16 protein-coding genes are annotated in these 18354 nt (G+C 52.9%); 13 read left to right on the top strand and 3 right to left on the bottom strand.

The window, feature by feature from the left end; translation table 11 throughout:
* Positions 1–184: 184 nt before the first annotated feature.
* The 4 genes from leuS to KFE80_11185 are packed head-to-tail and all read left to right on the top strand — an operon-like array spanning position 185 to position 5165.
* Positions 185–2779 (top strand): leucine--tRNA ligase, encoded by a 2595-nt coding sequence (leuS, locus tag KFE80_11200; protein UTW44940.1) that lies wholly within the window; start codon positions 185–187, stop codon positions 2777–2779.
* Between the two features lie 37 nt (positions 2780–2816).
* Positions 2817–3320 carry a hypothetical protein gene (locus KFE80_11195; protein ID UTW44939.1) on the top strand — a complete coding sequence of 168 codons (504 nt, stop codon included), beginning with the start codon at positions 2817–2819 and terminating at the stop codon, positions 3318–3320.
* 6 nt (positions 3321–3326) lie between these two features.
* Positions 3327–4376, top strand: coding sequence for a DNA polymerase III subunit delta (locus tag KFE80_11190; protein ID UTW44938.1), 1050 nt, complete (start codon positions 3327–3329; stop codon positions 4374–4376).
* Positions 4377–4436: 60 nt separating this feature from the next.
* Complete coding sequence (locus tag KFE80_11185) at positions 4437–5165, top strand: DUF1223 domain-containing protein (GenBank protein ID UTW44937.1); 729 nt, start codon at positions 4437–4439, stop codon at positions 5163–5165.
* 21 nt (positions 5166–5186) lie between these two features.
* On the opposite strand, the gene KFE80_11180 is transcribed toward KFE80_11185, so the two are convergent.
* From KFE80_11180 to KFE80_11170, 3 genes are all read right to left on the bottom strand, one after another.
* A complete protein-coding gene (locus tag KFE80_11180; protein ID UTW46704.1) occupies positions 5187–5486 on the bottom strand; it encodes a VanZ family protein in 300 nt (99 codons plus the stop codon).
* 89 nt (positions 5487–5575) lie between these two features.
* Positions 5576–6286 carry a nucleotidyltransferase family protein gene (locus KFE80_11175; protein UTW44936.1) on the bottom strand — a complete coding sequence of 237 codons (711 nt, stop codon included), beginning with the start codon at positions 6284–6286 and terminating at the stop codon, positions 5576–5578.
* 5 nt (positions 6287–6291) lie between these two features.
* Positions 6292–7335, bottom strand: a complete 1044-nt coding sequence (locus KFE80_11170; protein ID UTW44935.1) for a phosphotransferase — start codon at positions 7333–7335, stop codon at positions 6292–6294.
* Positions 7336–7517: 182 nt separating this feature from the next.
* Between KFE80_11170 and KFE80_11165 the strand changes: the two genes are divergently transcribed.
* The 9 genes from KFE80_11165 to mce all read left to right on the top strand — a co-directional run bounded on the left by KFE80_11165 (position 7518) and on the right by mce (position 18347).
* Positions 7518–10190, top strand: a complete 2673-nt coding sequence (locus tag KFE80_11165; GenBank protein UTW44934.1) for an LPS-assembly protein LptD — start codon at positions 7518–7520, stop codon at positions 10188–10190.
* A gap of 16 nt (positions 10191–10206) precedes the next feature.
* A complete protein-coding gene (locus KFE80_11160; protein ID UTW44933.1) occupies positions 10207–11511 on the top strand; it encodes a peptidylprolyl isomerase in 1305 nt (434 codons plus the stop codon).
* A complete protein-coding gene (gene pdxA / locus KFE80_11155; GenBank protein UTW44932.1) occupies positions 11511–12494 on the top strand; it encodes a 4-hydroxythreonine-4-phosphate dehydrogenase PdxA in 984 nt (327 codons plus the stop codon). The genes KFE80_11160 and pdxA overlap by 1 nt, the downstream gene beginning before the upstream one ends.
* A 151-nt stretch (positions 12495–12645) precedes the next feature.
* Positions 12646–13464 carry a 16S rRNA (adenine(1518)-N(6)/adenine(1519)-N(6))-dimethyltransferase RsmA gene (gene rsmA, locus KFE80_11150; protein UTW44931.1) on the top strand — a complete coding sequence of 273 codons (819 nt, stop codon included), beginning with the start codon at positions 12646–12648 and terminating at the stop codon, positions 13462–13464.
* Between the two features lie 80 nt (positions 13465–13544).
* Positions 13545–13919, top strand: a complete 375-nt coding sequence (gene apaG / locus KFE80_11145) for a Co2+/Mg2+ efflux protein ApaG (protein UTW44930.1) — start codon at positions 13545–13547, stop codon at positions 13917–13919.
* Between the two features lie 26 nt (positions 13920–13945).
* A complete protein-coding gene (locus KFE80_11140; GenBank protein UTW44929.1) occupies positions 13946–14758 on the top strand; it encodes a symmetrical bis(5'-nucleosyl)-tetraphosphatase in 813 nt (270 codons plus the stop codon).
* Between the two features lie 54 nt (positions 14759–14812).
* Complete coding sequence (gene scpA, locus KFE80_11135; protein ID UTW44928.1) at positions 14813–16963, top strand: methylmalonyl-CoA mutase; 2151 nt, start codon at positions 14813–14815, stop codon at positions 16961–16963.
* Positions 16963–17946: a methylmalonyl Co-A mutase-associated GTPase MeaB gene (gene meaB / locus KFE80_11130; GenBank protein ID UTW44927.1), complete on the top strand. Its 984-nt coding sequence runs from the start codon at positions 16963–16965 to the stop codon at positions 17944–17946. The genes scpA and meaB overlap by 1 nt, the downstream gene beginning before the upstream one ends.
* Positions 17943–18347, top strand: a complete 405-nt coding sequence (gene mce / locus KFE80_11125) for a methylmalonyl-CoA epimerase (protein UTW44926.1) — start codon at positions 17943–17945, stop codon at positions 18345–18347. The genes meaB and mce overlap by 4 nt, the downstream gene beginning before the upstream one ends.
* Positions 18348–18354 lie beyond the last annotated feature (7 nt).

Here is an 18354-nt window from a genome sequence, read left to right as displayed (position 1 = left end):
CAATAAATGTAAATAAAAAGATATTTAATCAGCTGCAGGTTGTAATCTACTAAGCCATTTCGAAAGTACGACAAGTCTTCAGTCTCAAGGCCTATGTATCCCCCATGGTTGCCCGTATAATTGCCCGCTTACTTTTTAACTCCCCACTTTCAAACCCAGTCCGGGCGAACAGCGAACAAGAGCGATGCAAGAGCAATACACCCCCGAATCCATTGAACAGGCAGTCCAGCAATATTGGGCTGACAACCAGTGCTTTGAAGTATCCGAAGACCCGAGCCGGGAGAAGTACTACTGCCTTGCCATGTTCCCCTACCCCAGTGGCCGCCTGCATATGGGGCACGTACGCAACTACACCATCACCGATGTGATTTCCCGCTACCAACGCATGCAGGGCAAGAACGTGCTGCACCCCATGGGTTGGGACGCCTTTGGCCTGCCCGCAGAAAACGCCGCCATCGCCAACAACACCGCCCCCGCCAAGTGGACGTACAGCAATATCGGCCACATGAAGGGTCAGTTGCAGGCGTTGGGTTTTGGTTTTGACTGGAGCCGGGAGCTGGCCACCTGCGCCCCGGATTACTACAAGTGGGAACAGTGGTTCTTTACCCGTCTGTACGAAAAGGGACTGGTTTATAAAAAGATGGCCACGGTGAACTGGGACCCGGTAGACCAAACCGTACTGGCAAACGAGCAGGTCATTGACGGCCGCGGCTGGCGCTCTGGGGCCCTGGTGGAGCGCAAGGAAATTCCCCAGTGGTTTATCAAAATCACCGACTACGCCGAACAACTGCTCAACGATCTGGACACTCTGGAAAGCTGGCCCGAGCAAGTCAAAACCATGCAGCGCAACTGGATTGGCAAAAGTCGCGGCGTGGAGATGACGTTTGATCTGACGGCTGATGTTGCCGGGCACAGTAGCTTTGACGTGTACACCACCCGTCCAGATACCCTAATGGGCGTGACCTACGTGTCCATCGCTGCCGAACATCCCATCAGTTTGGCGCTGGCGAAAGACAACGCCGAGCTGGCCGCCTTTATTAAAGAATGCAAATCCCAGCCCGTGGCGGAAGCGGATATGGCGGCCATGGAAAAGAAAGGCATGAATTTGGGCCTGAAGGCGATTCACCCCATCACTGGCCGCGAAGTGCCGGTGCTGGTAGCCAACTATGTACTGATGGATTACGGCACCGGTGCAGTAATGGCGGTGCCCGCCCACGACCAACGGGACTGGGAGTTTGCTACCAAAATGGGCCTGCCCATTGAGCAAGTAATTGCCCCAGCTGGCGACGAGCAGATTGACCTCAGCAAAGAAGCCTTTACCGAAAAAGGCGTACTGGTGAATTCCGGCGACTTTGACAATCTGGCATTCGACGCCGCCTTTGACGCCATCTCCACCAAACTGGTGGAACTGGGCAAAGGCAAAGTCACCACCAACTACCGCCTGCGCGACTGGGGCGTATCTCGCCAGCGCTACTGGGGCTCACCGATTCCCATGTTTAACCTGCCGGACGGTGGCGAGATTCCCGTGCCGCTGGAAAAACTGCCAGTGCTGCTGCCGGAAGATGTGGAGATGGACGGCGTTCACTCCCCCATCAAGCAGGACAGAGAATGGTGCAAGGCGGAATTAAACGGCCAAGCGGTCGAGCACGAAACCGACACCTTCGACACCTTCATGGAGTCCAGCTGGTACTACGCGCGCTACACCTGCCCCAACTACGAAGAGGCGATGCTAAACCCGGACGCGGCCAACTACTGGTTGCCGGTAGACCAGTACGTGGGCGGTATCGAACACGCCATTTTGCACCTGCTGTACGCGCGCTTTTTCCACAAACTGATGCGCGACGAAGGCCTGGTCAACAGCGATGAGCCGTTTAAGCGCCTGCTGTGTCAGGGCATGGTACTGGCGGAGTCGTTTTATAAAGAGAACAGCGACGGCAGCAAAACCTGGGTGAACCCGGTAGACGTGACTCTGGAAAAAGACGACAAGGGCGCCACGATCAAAGCCGTGGAAACCGCTACCGGTGATGAGCTGCAAGTTGGCGGCACCATCAAAATGTCCAAATCCAAAAACAATGGCATCGACCCGCAAACTGCAGTCGATCAGTACGGCGCCGACACCGTGCGCCTGTTTACCATGTTCGCTGCACCCCCAGAGCAAACCCTGGAGTGGCACGACTCCGGTGTGGAAGGCGCCAGCCGCTTTTTGCGCCGCCTGTGGAAGAATGCTCAGGAACACCTCACTAAAGGTGAAGTGGCCACACTGAATGTGGATGCATTATCAGACGCGCAAAAAGACCTGCGCCGAAAAACTCACGAAACCATTAAGAAGGTGAGCGATGACTACGGTCGCCGTCAGACCTTTAACACCGCCATCGCCGCCGTAATGGAACTGATGAATGAAGTGGGTAAATTCAGTGACGAGTCGGAACAAGGGCTGGCAGTCGAGCGTGAGGCACTGGAAGCAGCTGTTCTATTGTTGGCTCCGGTAGCCCCTCATATCAGCCATGTTCTGTGGAATGCCTTTGGCCACGATGGCACCGTGATCGATGCCTCCTGGCCAAACCATGACGAAGCAGCGCTGGTGCGCAGCAGCATCGAAATGGTGGTACAGGTCAACGGCAAGGTACGCGCCAAACTGCAAGTGGCCGCCGATGCCGATCAAGATAGCATTATTGATCTGGCCAAAGCCGACCCCAACGTGCAGAAATTCCTGGAGGGCAAAGAGATCAAGATGTGCAAAGTGATTCCGGGTAAACTGGTGACGTTTGGTGTTAAGTAACCTCGCAGCTCAAGGTGGCAAAAGACAGGTGCAAAACATGAAAAAAATAGTGATTAACGGGCTAATCCTCACTGGTTTGCTGCTTACCACTGCCTGCGGCTGGCACCTCCGCGGCGGCTTGGATGCAGCAGGGCTGGAAAGTGTTCATATACGCTCCGCTATGCCCCATAGTGGTTTTGCCCGCTTGCTGAAGAACGATTTCAACAGCCAGGGCATTACCATCACTGAACAGCCGGAAGACGCCCAATACCAAGTGGTTGTTGTAAGAGAATCCAGCGACAGCCGCACCGCCAGTATTACCAGCAGTGCTCGTGCTGCGGAACAAACTGTGGTGGAAGAAGTGACCGTCACCGTACTGGGCAGTAACGGCGATGTACTGCTTCCCGATACGGTTCTGCGTGCAGAGCGCTCTTTGGACTTTGATGAAAGTCAGATTATCGGCAAAGCCGATGAGTCCGAACTGGTGCAGCAAGAGTTGCTATCTGATCTGGTGCGTCAGCTTACTCGCCGCTTACTGGCATTGTCCAAACAGACTCCCTGAGCCACTGTGAAGATCAAGCCTGAACAGTTATCCCGCCACCTGCAACAACTGGCGCCGGTATACCTGGTATTTGGCGAAGAACCACTGTTGGTACAGGAGGCCTGCGACACCATTCGTGCTGCCGCTCGTGCCCAGGGTTTTAACGAGCGGGAACTGTTTCACGGTGAAGTGGGTTTCGACTGGAATCAGTTACTTACCGAAGCCAACAGCCTGTCCCTGTTTGCCGACAAAAAAATTCTTGAACTGCGCATCCCTACCGGCAAACCTGGCGACAAAGGCAGCAAGGCTATTCAGGAGTACTGCCAACATGCGAGTGCCGATAACCTGCTGTTGGTGATTGCCCCCAAACTGGACGCGGCTACCCAGCGGGGTAAATGGGTAAAAGCATTAGACAGCTGCGGAGTATTGGTACAAACCTGGCCCGTACAACCCAACCAATTGCCTCGCTGGATTGGCCAGCGCCTTCAACAAGCCGGAATAAAAGCGAGCCAGCAGGCAGTGGAGATACTGGCTGACCGAGTGGAAGGCAACCTGTTGGCCGCGGTGCAAGAAATTGAAAAGCTGAAGTTGCTAACCAGTGACAACGAAGTGGACGCCACCACCATGTCGACGGTTGTGGCAGACAGTGCTCGATACAATGTATTCGCCTTGGTGGATAAAATCCTTATGGGGGATGCCCAAAGTGCGGCTCGTACTCTCCGTGGTTTGCGAGAGGAAGGTTCCGAGCCGCCGGTAATACTCTGGGCATTGAGCCGGGAAATCCGTATCTTATTAAAAGCCAGTGACGCCCATCGCAACGGTGAACACCTGGAACGAGCGCTAAAAAGCGCCGGGGTATGGGACAAACGCCAACCCGTCTATAAACAAGCACTGCGACGCCTGCAGGGGCCCCAGCTGCGAGCCATGTTGCGCCTGTGCCGCAATACCGACCAATCCATAAAAGGTCTCGCTGGCGACGACCCCTGGCAAAACCTCACCGAGTTGGTACTCAACCTTTCTGGCACCCCTGCCTTGTCCGGTGCCACTGTAAAAATGGCAGTAACACCTCAGAACTAACAAAGTTAACGGAACCACCGCGGCCCGACAGGTACTAAGGTGCATTGAGCGGAGATACCCATGCACCCAAAAACAATCCTGGCGGCTGTACTGCTGGCACTTGCCTGCGGATTTGCCAGCGCAGAAACCTACCAAAGTGGCAAACAGCAGGTGCAACTGCTGGAGCTTTACACCTCTGAAGGTTGTAGCAGCTGCCCTCCGGCAGATCGTTGGCTATCTCGACAGAAGCAAAACAGTGGCTTGTGGACCCAATTTGTACCCGTTGCCTTTCATGTCGCCTACTGGGACTGGATTGGCTGGGAAGATGATTTCGCCAGCGAAAAGTACGACCAACGCCAACGCAACTACGCCAGCACCGGTGCGATTTCCAATATTTACACCCCTGGGTTTTTATTGAATGGCAGAGAATGGCGAGGCTTTTTCCAACACCAAAGCGCGCTGCCAACAGCAAAGCCAGTACAAGCTGGTAATTTGGCACTGTCGATCGACGGTAAAACATTCAGTGCTAGCTTTGATGGCAAAAATGGTCGCGAACTCAATATCGCCATATTGGGCATGGGCCTGAACAATAAAGTGACTCGCGGAGAAAACCGCAATAAAACCCTGGCTCACGATTTTGTGGTGGTGGGTTTCGGCAGCTATCCAGTCGGCAAGCATGGCTGGAACGGTCGCCTGCCAATGATTATGCACCCATCAGATAATTACGCGATTGCCGCCTGGGTGACCGACGGCACGTCTCAACAGCCTATTCAGGTGGTTGGCGGAGAATACACACCAGAAGGTCGATGACAGGGCATTGGTTGCGCCGAATTACCGATGAGCTAAGCGCTGAAAGAGCTGCTTTGCCACTGCTCTGACGAGCAACCAGCCTGTACCAATACCGAGGATATTGGCCAATAAATCCAACCACTCCATTGAGCGGTACCCCGTTGCCCCCTGCAACAGCTCGATCAGTATCCCATAGCCCAGTAACAGCAACGCCAAATTTCTTTGCCCAGAAAAGCCCCGGTTGTAAAATAGCGCCCACCAGCCCAGACCGTAGAAATACACATACGCAAGACCATGGTGCAGTTTATCCTGGTGGGGAAACCAGGGCTCACCACCAGACATGGGGGCCAGCGACAACGCTGCAATCAGCGCCAGCGAGCCTGCAAATGTCCACGTCCAAAACTGCCTTCCAGGCAACAGCAGGGATGTCATTAGTCTTGCCCCGGGGTCAACAGGGCATCCAGGGTGCGAAGCCGCTCAACGGTACCCACATCCCACCATTGGCCATCGTATACCTGACCAGTAATTTGTCCATCTTCCATAACCGGGCGCAGCACCTCCCAAAGGGGGAAAGCAGGGTTTGTAGGGCAATACTGAGAAAAGCGAGTTGGGCTGAGCAAGCTAATACCACTGAATGTCCGAGTGTCTTTACCTGGCTGCTGCGGGTAGTGAACCCTGTGGCCATCCGTCAAAATAAAGTCCCCATTGGGATGTTGCTGCGGATTTGGCACCAGCACCAGATGGGCCTCTTCGTTTTGGTTCAGACCACGATCGATTAGCTGCTGAAACGGGTAATCCGTCCACACATCCCCATTGACCACCAAAAAGGGCTGTTCACCCAGCTGGTCATCCAACAGAAGGGGCAGCGCCTTAAAAATACCGCCACCGGTTTCCAAGGGCTGCCCTTCCGGTGACCACTGAACACGTACACCGTAGCGACTGCCATCGCCAATGTAATCTTCAATTTGTTGCCCCAGCCAAGCCGTATTAATCACCACCTCACGGATACCGGCAGTGGCCAAGCGTTCGATGTGATATTCAATTAACGGCTTGCCACCCACTTTGAGTAGCGGCTTGGGCGTGGTTTCAGTCAGCGGTCTCAGGCGTTTGCCAAAACCCGCCGCTAAGATCATTGCCTTCATACGTTTTATGCTCTCCCTTGGCCTGCCACATTCCAGTCGCTGTACCAGCTGTGTTGAGGCAATGCTGGGAGTACACGTTCACGGAACCACTGATTCAACGGCTCCAATTCCGGGTAGCGCTCTGCTACCTGCAGGGTATAGCGAATCACCAGTGGCAAATCATTGAGATAATGGTGCTTTCCATCCCGGAGTGACAGGCGGGCGAAAATACCCAGTACCTTCAAGTGACGCTGCAGCCCCATCCAGTCAAACCAACGCAAAAACTGGGAATCACCAACCCCAGCTAACTGACCCTGTTGACGAAGCCGCTCGGCATAAGCCAGCGCTTGCTGCTGCACCCACTCTACAGGCTGGCGCTGGTAGCAATCCTTCAAAAGCGATACCAAATCATAGGTAACAGCACCCACCACCGCATCCTGAAAGTCGATCACCCCTACCTGTGAATCCGCCAACACCATTAAATTGCGGCAGTGGAAATCCCGGTGAACCACTACCTGAGGCTGCTCAAGGGCATTCTGGATCAACAGCTCGCCCTGTTGCTCCAACAGTTGCTGCTCATCCGAGCGCAGCTCCAGGTGCAACAACTCACTGAGAAACCACTGAGGAAAAAGAGACAGTTCCAGAGTCAGTAGTTGCCGATCATAGAGCGAAAACACCTGGGGTTGGATATCCATGGACTGGATTGCCTGCAGGGTGTCAAACGCTTTGTAGCAACGCTTATCCAGATGTTCAGCAGGCTGGTGGGCAAACAGATGATCGCCAAAGTCTTCAATCAACAAATAGCCACGGCAGTAGTCTACGGCGTATACCCGCGGGGTATAAACACCCTGCGCCTGTAAAGCCAGTGCCTTGCTGACAAAATTCGGGGTATTTTCCTGCTCTGGCGGTGCCCAAACTGCGATCAACGACGGCTGGGTATTGAGGCGAAAATAACGCCGAAAGCCCGCATCACCTGCTAGGGGCGACAACCGCAACGCCTGGTCCAGTGATACGGATATGGGAATGTAGTCCAAAAGCCAGCGCTCAAGGGCCTGAGTGTCAGGGGCCATGATGTAACAGCTCATTAAAAGGGCACTGATTCTACCCTCTCTGTTGAGACGTGTTAACAACTCTATTTATCCTTGTTTGCGACCTGTCATCTGTATACCGTTCGGTTACAATGGTCGTTTGTATCGCGTATAACAATTGTCCATAACCATTACCCATAACAACAGCCGACAAGTCGCAACTCATGCCTTTACCCGCTCTCTCTCGCAGGCCACTTCATTTAGCCGTAACCCGATATTTAAGCCTGCTGGCGGTATCGGCCATCACACTGCCTGCTGTTGCCCAACAGGACGTCGAGTGGGACTGCCAGCCCAGTGAAGACGGTAGCGGTTGGGACTGTCGACAGCTGGGCGAAGACAGCCGGGCACCCAGCGCTGGTGTTAATCCAGTCCGTTTGCCCGCTCCCAGTCAATCGCAGCCGACTGCCTCATCTACACCTCTGGCCCAACGCCTGGGCTGGGTAGAAAAGTCCCAGCTGACCGAAGAGCAACAACAGCAAATTGCCACCGGGTGTTGCGGCATTTATGTGGCTCCACAGAAATCCGTGGACGGCAGTGACAATCCGGACACTGCACCGGTAAATGTCCAGGCCGATTGGCAACAGGAATCGCAAAAGCTGATTACCCTGAAGGGCAATGTCGATATCACCCAAGGCAACCGCACGCTCAACAGTGACACAGGCGTGATTGACGCCCCCAACAATACCGCGAACTTCGACGGCAATATCCGTATCAGCGAGCCTAACCTGCTGTTGATGGGCGACAGCGCCAAACTCAATATGGAGTCCGGCGCGGTTGAAGTGGACAACGCGGCCTTTGTGTTTCCAGAAGCCAGGGTTCGCGGTACCGCCAGCCAACTGGTTCGCAGCGAAGATGAAAACTACCGAATTGAGGACGTGACTTACACCAGCTGCCCCCCCGACAGCAACGCTTGGCAACTGGTGACTGGCCGTGTGGACATCGACACCGAAAAAAATACCGCTACCGCACGCAATGTGCGCATTGAAGTAAAAGACATTCCCATTATTTACCTGCCATGGGTACGCTTTCCGCTGGGGGATGAACGCCAGACCGGCTTGTTATTCCCCAACTTTGGAGTTGGCGGCCGCAATGGCGCAGACTTTTCGGTGCCCTACTACATCAACTTGGCGGATAACTACGACCTGACACTGACACCCCGTTACATTCAGGAGCGGGGCAATATGATTGAAGCCGAGTTTCGCCACCTGTCCAGCTGGGGCTATACAGAACTGCAGGCTTCCTGGCTTGGTGACGACGACGGCGGAGATAGCAGCAATAACTCCCTGGAAAGCACCATCGGTGAAGATCGCTGGTCGCGCATCCTTCGTCATAATGGCTCATTACCTTTGGGCAATGGCACATTTACCACCGAAGTGGATTACACCAAGGTCAGCGATAATCTGTTTATTCGCGACCTGGGCATAAACACCCTGGAAGACAACAGCACCACCCACCTGACGCAGAAAGTGCAATTGGGCTACAACACCGATAACTGGCAGTTTTCCTTTAAAGGGGAGCAGTTTCAGACCATATTTATCGACCCCGATCAGCCGTTTAGTGAGCCGTTTAAACAACTGCCTCGAATCGACGCCAACGGCACCTACAACTTGGGTGGTGGCGTTACCCTGACATTGAATCAACACGCGGTGGCTTTTGAACACAGCGATGAAACCAGCTTCCAAACTGGCGATCGTGCTCGATTTGACTGGGGATTGGAGTGGGCAAACCAGTGGCAATGGGGCTTCTTTACCCCCGGCGTCGAGTTGCGCCATATCAGCTACAACCTGGATGAGAATCTTGGGCAATTACCGGACACCTCACCATCAGCAACAGCACCACTGGCCTACATAGATACCGGCCTGTTTTTTGAGCGCGATTCGGACAGTCACACACAAACTCTGGAACCGAGGCTATTCCTGCTCTACGCGGAACAAGAGGTCCAAACTGATTTACCGGATTTTGACACTAGCGAGCAGACATTTGGCTTTAGTTCACTGTGGCGCAAAGACCGTTTTAGCGGCGGTGATCGCCTGGGTGACAGCAAACAAGCGAGCTTTGGCCTGACAACACGCTTTATCGACACCAATGGCCGGGAGTGGTTAAGTGCTAGCATTGGCCAGATTTTCTATTTTGAAGATCGCACTACTACCCTTAATGAGGAAATTGAAAACGCTGTTCTTACTGATATTTTGCAATTGGATAGCAATGGCGATGGCGTGGTGAATGAAAATGATGACACTATCAATGAAAGGTCTGCGATCGATATCAACAACCTCACCCGTAATAGCTCTCCCATCGCTGCAGAGCTAAACTGGCAAATCTCCGACCGCTGGCAGTTCCTTGGCGACACCACTTGGGATACTGACCTGGACCGCATTGATCGAGGCAGTGTGGGTTTCCGTTACAATGACGGCAACAACCGTATTTTCAATCTGGGCTACCGTTACACTCGCAATACTGCACGGGTTGTACGCAGCGCTACCGATCCCGCGTTTACCTTCTTACAAGACCAGAATATTGAGCAAGGTGACATCTCCACAATTTACCCACTGGTAGGCAATCTGAGCCTGATCGCTCGTTGGAATTACGACTTTACCAATAGCCGTAACCTTGAAACTTTTGCCGGTGTGGAATACAACAGTTGCTGTTGGCGTGCCAGTGTTGTGGCGCGGCGTTGGATCCAGCGCGACGATCTGCGCCTGCTGCCCAGCAGCAACCTGGAAGAAGATGAGGGTATCTTTTTCCAAATACAGCTAAAAGGCCTGGCAGGAACCAGTAGTCGAGTAGATGATCTATTGGAAGAAGGCATTTACGGCTATCAACCCGAAGAGCAATGATCTAAAGAATACCGCTATGAAAATCGTACTCAACAAGCACATATGCGCTTTGGCACTGACCAGTGCACTCACCTTCAGCATCTCAAGTCAGGCTCAGGAGATTTTCCTGGACCGAACAGTGGCTATTGTCGGCAATAATGTGGTGATGCAGAGCGAGCTGGAAAACCGACTGCAAGACGTATTGAAGCGCTTACAACAGCAAAATATTGATCCACCGCCAGAAAATGAGCTGAAAAAGCAGATTCTTGAACAACTGGTGGACGAGCGTTTGCTTCTGAACTTTGCGGAAGAACGTGGTATGCGAGTCAGCGACCAGGAAATCAACCAGCACCTGCAAACCCTCGCTTCTCAACAGAGCATCACCTTGGATCAATTGGTAGAGCTGGTACACCAACAGGGAGATAGCCTGGCGGATCTGCGGCGCAACATTCACGACCAACTGGTGATTCGTCGCATCGAAGAACAGGCGATCAAAGCCAGCATTCCCGTATCCTTGCAGGAAATTGAACAACTAATGGCCTCTGAGCAAGGCCAGGCATCTACTGCTGCCAGCTACCAAATCGGCCATATTTTGTTGCCTCTGCCTGCAAGTGCCAGCAAAGAAGAAGTCATATCCGCCACGGCAGACGCTGACAACCTCGTGAAACAGTTGCGTGAAGGCGCCAATTTCCAGCAACTGGCGATTACCCACTCCAAAGGCCCGAACGCCCTGAAAGGCGGTGACCTGGGCTGGAAAAAACCGGTGCAATTACCTGCGAAATTCCGCCCGGCGGTTGCTGATATGAACAGTGGCGATATCTCTGATCCCATTCGCAGTGACGCTGGCTTACATATTCTGAAAGTGCATGATCGCAAAGGCGGCGAACCTCAGATGATGTTGCAACAGCACAAGGTCCGTCACATTCTGGTACCCACCAACGCCATCCGCGACGACGAGGCCGCTTACGAAGAACTGTCAGCACTGCGCCAACGTATTGCCGACGGCGAAGATTTTGCTGATTTAGCCAAAGAATTTTCCGAAGACCCTGGTTCCAAGCAACAAGGCGGTGACCTGGGCTGGGCAACCGTAGAGGAAGGCTTGCTGGTACCGGAATTTTTGCAGGTAATGCAATCGGTAGAAACCAATGAAATCAGCTCTCCCTTCCGCAGCCAGTTCGGCTGGCACATTCTGGAAGTGACCGAGCGCCGAGAGAAGGACTTCGGCAAAGTTGCGATGCAAAACCGGTTTGCCGACGTCATTCGCAACAGCAAGTTCGATGAAGAGAAAGCTATCTGGTTGCAGGAAATGCGTTCTGACTTTTACATCGAGTTAAAGTTGTAATGACGTTGCGTTTGGCCCTCACACCCGGCGAACCTGCCGGGATCGGGCCTGATTTAGCCATTTTATTAGCTCAGCAGGCATCACCCCACGAGCTCGTAGTTTTTGCCGATCCAGAACTACTGCAACAACGGGCAGAAACCCTAGGCCTGCCACTCAACCTGCGACAACCCGGCAATCAGCCGCGGCCTTTAAAACCGGGGGAACTGGCTGTATACCCTGTCCCACTGGTTACCCCCTGTACCTCAGGAATACTGAACCCTAATAACGCTTCCTATGTATTAGCTTGCTTGCAACAGGCGACCCTTCAATGCATCCAGGGTGATTGCAATGCATTGATTACGGGCCCAGTACATAAAGGTGTTATTAACAACGCGGGTATTGCTTTCTCCGGCCACACGGAGTTTTTGGCTGAACAAACCAACACCGAGAAAGTGGTGATGATGCTGGCCACTGAAGGTTTGCGAGTGGCGCTGGCTACCACGCATCTACCACTTAAAAACGTCGCTGATGCCATAACCAGTGAGCTGCTGGAACAGGTGATAGCCATTTTGCACACCGACCTGCAGCAAAAATTCGGGCTGACCCACCCCCAAATCCTGATATGTGGACTCAACCCCCATGCGGGAGAAGGCGGGCACTTGGGGCGAGAGGAAATAGACGTTATTGAACCAACCCTGGAAAAGCTGCGGCAACAAGGAATAAATCTTGTTGGCCCGCTACCTGCCGATACATTATTCACCCCAAAATACCTGGAATCCGCTGACGCAGTATTGGCCATGTATCACGATCAAGGATTGCCGGTATTGAAATACAAGGGTTTTGGTGCCGCAGTAAATATCACTCTGGGCCTGCCCATTATTCGTACCTCTGTCGACCACGGCACTGCCTTGGATCTCGCAGGCACTGGCAACATCGACTGCGGCAGTCTTGAGACTGCGATAGAATATGCGGCAACCATGCTTAATGCGTCATCCGACAACTGACAAAATTGACGCTCTTACCAATCCATCGCAGGCAATGGAGAGTCTTTCAGAACTCGCTGTAAATACATCCATGTAAGCTCGTCGACGGCATCCATGCCGTCAGCGGTTCTGAAAGACTCTCCATAACCTGCTTTATACCGAGCAAACACCTTTGCATAGCAGAACCCGCCACACTGACTTAACCGACCACCGCGCCCGCAAGCGCTTTGGCCAAAATTTTTTGGTGGACGACAATATTATTGAAAAAATCGTCGCCGCCATTAACCCCAAAGATGGCGACAATCTGGTCGAAATTGGCCCAGGGCAAGGTGCACTAACAAGACCTCTGCTAGACCGCTGCCCACAGCTGCAAGTGGTGGAATTGGATAGAGATCTGGCCGCTCTGCTGACGGATAAATTTCACAACTATCCGGAATTCAAGCTCCACCAAGGCGACGCTCTAAAAACTGACTTTCTACAATTCAAGTGCAATGAAACACCTCTGCGGATTGTCGGCAACCTGCCCTACAACATCTCCACGCCATTGATTTTCCACCTGCTAGGCTATGCAGGCAACGTCAGTGATATGCACTTTATGCTGCAAAAGGAAGTTGTGGATCGCCTGGCCGCCAGCCCCGGTGACAAAACCTACGGCCGCCTCACGGTGATGGCTCAATATCATTGCCAGATAGAGCCGCTGTTTGTCGTACCACCGGGGTCCTTCCACCCCGCCCCGAAAGTGCAATCCGCTATTGTTCGTTTGCTGCCTTACAAGCAACCACCTTATGTCGCAGCAGACCCTAAACTGCTGCATAAACTGGTCAGCACCTGTTTTCAACAGCGCCGCAAAACCCTGCGCAACAGCCTCAAACACTTTGCCCCGGCAGAACAACTGGCTACACTGGCTATCGACCTGAACCTGAGGCCAGAAGTACTTGCAGTTAAAGACTTTGTAAGCCTCAGTAACGAGCTGGCTAATTTCAAATCATAAAACGACCCCCGGGTTTCGCTACGCTGCACCCGGGCTACAAATTTCAAAGCGGAACCCGGGAAAACAACATAAATCCAGCCATGAGCGACTGCCCGATACAAGTAACTGTACAAACCGAATATCTAGCCAACCAATCGGAGCCTAAGCGCAACCGCTACGCCTTTGCCTACCATATTACCGTTACCAATCTTGGCGATGAGAGTGTGCAATTGTTATCGCGCCACTGGCATATCACCGACGGCAACAATCAACGTCAGGAAGTACAGGGCATTGGCGTGGTTGGGGAACAACCTCATATCAGCCCGGCCACCAGCTACCACTACACCAGCGGTGTGATTCTGGAAACCCCGGTGGGCACTATGGCGGGCAGCTACCAGATGACTACTCCAGATGGCGACACCTTTGACGCCACTATCCCACTGTTTGTATTAGCCGCACCGGGAGCAGTACATTGAATTGGCCTCATCAAGGAATATGACCCGTGGCTATTTACGTTGTTGGTGATTTACAGGGCTGTTTAAAGCCCCTGAAAAAACTGCTTAAAAAAGTCGACTTTGATCCCACACAAGATCAACTCTGGGCCGCTGGTGATGTGGTCAACCGCGGCCCCAAGTCATTAAAAACCCTGCGCTATCTGTACAAACTCGGCGACGCTTTCCGCATGGTATTGGGCAATCACGATCTGCATCTGCTGGCGGTAGCATCTGGCGCCGCCACTCTGCGCCCGAAAGATACCTTGCAAGAAATACTCGACGCACCAGACCGGGACAATCTGCTTCACTGGTTGCAACAGCAACCGCTGCTTATCCACGATCAGGGCTACTGCTTAGTACACGCGGGTATCCCACCCAAGTGGAGTATTAAAAAGGCCAAGCGCCTGGCGGAGGAAGTGGAAGCAGTGCTGCGCGGCCCAAACCCACTGCCCTACTTCGAAGCCATGTATGGCAACACGCCAGCCAAGTGGTCAAAGCACTTGCAAGGTACAGATCGCCTGCGGGTAATTACTAACTACCTCACCCGAATGCGCTTCTGTACAGCCAAGGGCAAACTGGAACTCACCCAAAAGCTCGGCCCCAAACAAGCGCCCAAAGGCTACGCCCCTTGGTTCTTTCACGAAAACCGCAAAGCAGCCCACGATAAAATCATCTTTGGCCACTGGGCAGCTTTGGAAGGTCAGGACTGTGGTACCAATCTTTACCCCTTGGATACCGGCTGTGTGTGGGGCGGCAAGCTGCGCATGATGCGGCTTGAAGACGAAGCGCTGTTTGAGGTGACCTGCGAGAACTGTGGTTAGCAGCTGTTGAGGTAATATTGCATTCAGCGGGGATCAACAACAACGGAACTCACTATGACTGAGCAAAACAAATCTCCACAGCAACAATGGCAACAAGCCGCCACAAAAGAGCTGCATTCCAGCTCTGTGGATGATCAGTCAACGAATACCCCTGAAGGCATTGCCATAAAACCTCTTTACACCGCCAGCGACCTTGATGGCATTGAACATCTGAACAGCTACCCTGGCTCCCCACCCTATCTGCGCGGCCCCCGCGCCACCATGTATCGTGGCCGCCCCTGGACCATTCGCCAGTACGCCGGATTTTCCACCGCCGAAGAATCCAACGCCTTCTACAAACGCAATTTGGCAGCGGGCCAACAGGGCATCTCGGTAGCCTTTGACCTGCCTACCCACCGAGGCTACGACTCCGACCACGAACGGGTTACCGGCGATGTGGGTAAAGCCGGGGTGGCTATCGACAGCGTCGAGGACATGAAGATTCTGTTCGACGATATTCCACTGGATAAAGTCTCGGTATCCATGACCATGAATGGCGCGGTATTGCCAATTATGGCCAGTTATATTGTTGCTGCGGAGGAACAGGGTGTCGAAGTCGCTCAGCTTTCCGGCACTCTGCAAAATGATATCCTCAAAGAATTTATGGTGCGCAACACCTATATATACCCGCCCGAACCGTCCATGCGCATCGTCTCGGATATTATTGCTTATACCGCTGTGAGGATGCCCAAGTTCAACTCGGTATCCATCTCCGGTTACCATATGCACGAGGCGGGTGCGACTGCGGCTCAGGAGCTTGCATTTACCATTGCCGACGGCATTGAATATGTGCGCACCGCCGTTAACAGCGGCCTGGATGTGGACAGCTTCGCGCCACGATTATCGTTCTTCTTCGCCATCGGCATGAATTTCTTTATGGAAGCTGCCAAGCTACGTGCCGCCAGGGTATTGTGGTCAAAATTAATGGCAGAAAACTTCAATCCGCAAAACCCCAAGTCGCTGATGCTGCGCACTCACTGCCAAACCTCCGGTGTTAGCCTGACCAGCAAAGACCCCTATAACAATATTGTGCGCACCACGGTGGAGGCGATGTCTGCGATACTGGGTGGCACCCAGTCGCTGCACACCAATGCGTTTGATGAAGCACTGGCACTGCCTACGGATTTTTCTGCCCGCATCGCCCGCAATACCCAGTTAATACTTCAGGAAGAAACCGGTCTGACCAATGTGGTGGATCCATTGGCTGGCTCTTACTATATCGAATCCCTTACGGACTCATTGGTACATGAAGCACTTAAAATTATCGAGGAAGTAGAGCAATTAGGCGGCATGACCAAAGCCGTTGAGTCAGGTATGCCTAAATTGCGTATCGAACAGGCAGCAGCCCTAAAGCAAGGGCGCATCGACCGTGGCGAGGATGTGGTGATCGGCGTCAACAAATACCAGCTGGAGCAAGAGCCAGATGTTGATCTGCTGGATATCGACAACAGCTCAGTACGGGAAGCCCAAGTAGCTCGTCTAACCCAAATACGCAAGCAGCGAGATGAAATCGCTTGCCAGACGGCACTGCAAAAAATTACCGAAGCAGCAGAAAGTGGCACTGGAAATTTGCTAGCGCTATCGGTGGATGCCATGCGCGCGCAGGCAACCGTGGGTGAGGTATCCCTGGCACTGGAAAAAGTATGGGGCAGGCACAAAGCGGATATACAATCCATCAGTGGCGTTTACAGCTCCGATTTTCAAGAGGGCAGCGAGGTGCATAAAACACAACAATTGGTGGCAGAATTCGCCGAACAAACTGGCCGCCGGCCGCGCATGTTGGTGGCCAAGTTAGGGCAAGATGGCCACGACCGCGGCGCCAAGATTATCGCCACTGCATTTGCGGATATGGGCTTTGATATCGATATCGGCCCACTGTTTCAAACCCCCGAAGAAGCGGCGCGCATGGCTATCGAAAACGACGTGCATGTTGTCGGGGTATCGTCCCAGGCCGCGGGCCATAAAACCCTGGTGCCGCAACTTATCACAGTTCTTAAAGAGCTAAACGCTGAAGATATTGTGGTCATTTGCGGCGGGGTAATTCCGCCACAGGATCACGATGAGCTACGCAGCCACGGGGTAGCGGCTATTTATGGCCCCGGCACTCATATTCCCAGCGCTGCGCAGGAAATTGTCACCTTGCTCCGTGAACGCCTGTCTATCTGATGCCTGACCAGACTCCTGAACAACTGGCGCAGCGGCTTCTTAACAGTGATCGCCGTGCACTGGCACAAGCGATTACGCTGGTAGAATCGACTCTACCTAATCACCGCCAGCAAGCGTTGCAACTGCTGGAAATTTTAACGCCCCACACGGGCAACAGCCGACGCATTGGAATTTCTGGGTCACCTGGTGTAGGCAAATCCACCTTTATTGAAGCTCTTGGCTGCTACCTTGTAGAAAAAGACCACAAAGTGGCGGTACTGGCAGTAGACCCTTCATCCACCCTCAATGGCGGTTCCATTCTGGGCGACAAAACCCGGATGGAAAAGCTGGCGCTGCAAACCAACGCCTATATTCGCCCTTCGCCCGCGGGCAACACATTGGGCGGAGTAGCACGGCGCACTCGCGAAAATCTGCTGCTGTGCGAGGCAGCCGGTTTTGATACTGTCCTTGTGGAAACAGTCGGGGTTGGCCAGTCTGAAGTCGCAGTGGCCAATATGACGGATATGTTTGTATTGATGCTGCAACCGGGGAGCGGTGATGATCTGCAAGGTATAAAGCGCGGTGTGATCGAACTGGCGGACTTGATTTTAGTTAATAAAGCGGACGGTGCATCCACTAAGCTGGCTGAAAAAACCAGCCGTGACTATCAATCTGTTCTGGGGCTGCTACAACCAAAAAGTGAACACTGGAGTCCAGTAGTAGAAGCCTTATCAGCCCTTAACGGCACACAGTTCTTAACTGTTTGGCAACGGATAGAAACGTATTTCTCCTCCCTAGGAGAGCACATCACAAAACAGCGAAACACACAAAATATTGAGTGGCTATGGAGCGAAATGGCTGAGCGACTGGTAACTGAGTTGCGTACCAACACCAACGTAAAGTCTGCTGCCAAATCGTTTGAAAGGTCTGTAAAACAGGGTGATATACCACCGACGATAGCTGCAGAAAAGTTGTTAGATATTTTTAAGAGAAGCAAAACATGATTGGCAAACTAAACCATGTCGCCATTGCGGTAACAGACATAAAAGCCGCCAGCCGTATCTATCGGGATACACTGGGCGCAGAGATTTCCGAGCCTGTAGACTTGTCTGAGCACGGCGTTACTACCGTTTTTGTCAATCTACCCAATACCAAAATAGAACTTATAGCGCCCTTGGGAGATAACTCTCCTATCGAAAAGTTTTTGCAAAAAAACACTCAAGGTGGAATGCACCACCTGTGTTACGAGGTGGATGATATATTGGCATCTCGCGACAAGTTGGTTGCCGATGGGGCAACTGTTTTAGGAGACGGAGCTCCCAAAACAGGCGCCCATGGCAAACCGGTGCTCTTTTTGCACCCAAAAGACTTTTGCGGCACTTTAATTGAGCTGGAACAGATATAACTCTCGC

The organism is bacterium SCSIO 12696, assembly GCA_024397955.1.
Taxonomy (GTDB): Bacteria; Pseudomonadota; Gammaproteobacteria; order Pseudomonadales; family Porticoccaceae; genus SCSIO-12696.
Note: the sequence above shows the minus strand (reverse complement) of the source record. Positions and strands in the feature narration are given on the sequence as shown.